The organism is Mesorhizobium sp. M7A.F.Ca.CA.002.04.1.1, assembly GCF_004022805.1.
GTDB lineage: Bacteria > Pseudomonadota > Alphaproteobacteria > Rhizobiales > Rhizobiaceae > Mesorhizobium > Mesorhizobium ciceri.
Genome location: NZ_RZPL01000776.1, coordinates 1 through 2,533, shown reverse-complemented (window position 1 = coordinate 2,533; position 2,533 = coordinate 1). Strand labels below are relative to the sequence as shown.

At 64.2% G+C, this 2,533-nt stretch carries 3 protein-coding genes; all 3 read right to left on the bottom strand.

Annotated elements, in window-relative coordinates; all coding sequences use genetic code 11:
- Positions 1 to 513: phytoene/squalene synthase family protein (locus tag ENZ75_RS28295; RefSeq protein ID WP_164888060.1), on the bottom strand; the 513-nt coding region annotated here is incomplete at its 3' end.
- 1 nt (position 514) lies between these two features.
- Positions 515 to 958, bottom strand: coding sequence for an Mth938-like domain-containing protein (locus ENZ75_RS28290; RefSeq protein ID WP_050580472.1), 444 nt, complete (start codon positions 956 to 958; stop codon positions 515 to 517).
- On the bottom strand, positions 933 to 2,533 hold a 1,601-nt coding region (secF, locus tag ENZ75_RS28285), incomplete at its 5' end, for a protein translocase subunit SecF (protein ID WP_128278487.1). The genes ENZ75_RS28290 and secF, both read right to left, overlap by 26 nt.

The following is a 2,533-nucleotide window of genomic DNA, read 5'->3' as shown; positions in this document are numbered from 1 at the left end:
GCGGTGCAGCGGCAACAGCAGCAGCAGGCCGGTCATCGCCTGTGCGCAGCCTGCCCTGCCCGCCAGTTCGGCAAAGCGCGGCGCCTCGACGGGATCGAGCACCATCGCCGCAAGCTGGATGAGCGCTGCGGCCGTCTCGCCGCAATAGCCTTCCAGATCGGTGCGCGACGGCATCGGGTCGTCGTAGAGGTCGAAGATGCGCGCATCGAGCATGTTCTCGAAGGCCGGCTTCGGCAGGCCGAATGTCGCTATCGTAGCGTTCACGGCTTCGGCAGTGGGATGGCCGGCGCCGGCCTCGCCGCCGGCGGCAATGACATCGCGCCACCATTGCAGCCGCACCTCGCCCGGTAGCGCCTCATGGATGCGATCGCGAATACCTGATATCTCCGCGTTGAAGGCGTAGAGCGAAAACAGCGCGTCGCGCTTGCCGTCCGGCGCGTAGAGCGCGGTCAGATAGCGATCATGATCGGCGGCGCGCACCGCGTCCATGACGATTTCAGCGCTTCGAGACATGTCAATCGACGGCAATGAGCGCGGCGGCCACGGCGCGCTCTTCCGCCAGAAGGACATTGTAGGTCCGCACCGCGGCCCCCGTCGACATCGGGTCGGATGCAACGCCGGCGGCCTTCAGCGCGGCCCGCAATGCAGCGGGCAACGGCCGAAGATCCCTGCCCATGCCGACCAGCAGGATCTCGATCTTGTCGGCCTCGGACAGCAGCCTGTCAAAATCCGCCACCGTCAGCGCCAAGGGGTCCACCGGCTCCCAGCCATGGATGCCGGATGGCAGACAGAGCAGCGAACCGCGATGCGACATGTCGGCAAAGCGGAATCCGCCATTGCCGTAGGCTTCGATCGGCGCGCGGCCCGGGAAATGCGCCTCGCGGATGACGATGCCTTTGCTGGTCACCGTTAAACCTCTTCGGGGGCGCGCGTCAGGTCGCGACCGCCTTGCCGCCATTGACCGGCTTCTCCTCGTCGGCCGTAGCCTGCGGCCGCAGTTTGAACAGGATCAGCAGCGGGGCGGCGATGAAGATCGACGAATAGGTGCCGAAGATGACGCCGAACAGCATGGCCATGGTGAACGAGCGGATCACCTCGCCGCCGAAAAGCACCAGCGCCAGCAGCGCCAGGATCGTCGTCACCGAGGTCAGCGTCGTTCTCGACAGCGTCTCGTTGATGGCGTTGTTCAGGAGTTGCGGCAGCGGCATGCGCTTGTATTTTCGCAGATCCTCTCGGACACGGTCATAGACCACGATCGTATCGTTCAGCGAATAGCCGATGATCGTCAGGATCGCCGCCAGTGACGACTGGTTGAACTCCAGCCCGGAGATGACGAAGAAGCCGAGCGTCATGACCACATCGTGCACCGTCGCCACGATGGCGCCGACCGCGAACTGCCATTCGAAGCGGAACCAGACATAGATCAGGATACCGAGCAACGCGATCAGCATGGCGATCGTGCCTTGCTTGGCGAGCTCGCCGGACACGGTCGGTCCCACCACTTCGACGCGGCGGAAGTCATAATTATCCTGCAGCTCGCCGCGCACCTTGTCGATGACGGTCTGCTCGGCATTTTCGCCACCATCCTGCGTCCCGACGCGGATCAGCACGTCGTTCGGCGTACCGAACTGCTGCACCTGGACTTCACCGATGTTGAGTTCGGTCAGCCGCGCGCGGAGGTCGGCGAGATCGGCATTGCCGCTCTTGGCCTGCACTTCGATCAGCGAACCGCCCTTGAAATCGATGCCGTAGTTGATGCCGACGGTCATGAACAGCACCACCGACAGGATCGAAAGTGCGCTGGACAGCGTGAACGTCCAGCGACGGATGCCCATGAAGGGGATCTTGGTGCCGGGCGGAACGAAGGTCACCGGCGCCTTCGGCAATTCCTTCGGGCGAGCACGCCGCAGCCAGATCGAGACCAGCAGACGGGTGAAGGTGAAGGCGGTGAAGACGGTCGTCAGAATGCCGATGGCATAGGTGATGGCAAAGCCCTTCACCGGCCCGGTACCGAGATAGAACAGCACCACGGTGGCGATCAGCGAGGTGATGTTGGAATCGACGATGGTCGCCAGCGCCTTGGTGAAACCGGTATCGATCGCCTGGATGACCGAGCGGCCGGCGCGCCGCTCCTCGCGGATGCGCTCGTAGATCAGCACGTTGGAATCGACCGCCATGCCGATGGTCAGCACGATACCGGCGATACCAGGCAAGGTCAGCGTCGCGCCAAGCAGCGAGAGCACGCCGACGATCATCGCCACGTGCACCGCCAGCGCGATGTTGGCGAGGAAGCCGAGGAAGCCGTAGGCGACGAACATGAAGGCAACGACGAGGATAGAACCGATGATGCCGGCAACCTTGCCGGCATGGATCGAATCCTGGCCAAGGCCCGGACCAACGGTACGCTCCTCGATGACGGTTAGCGTCGCCGGCAGCGCGCCGGCGCGCAGCAGCACGGCGAGATCGTTGGCGCTCTGGGCGGTGAAATTGCCGGAGATCTGGCCGGTGCCGCCGAGGATCGGCTCGCGGGTCT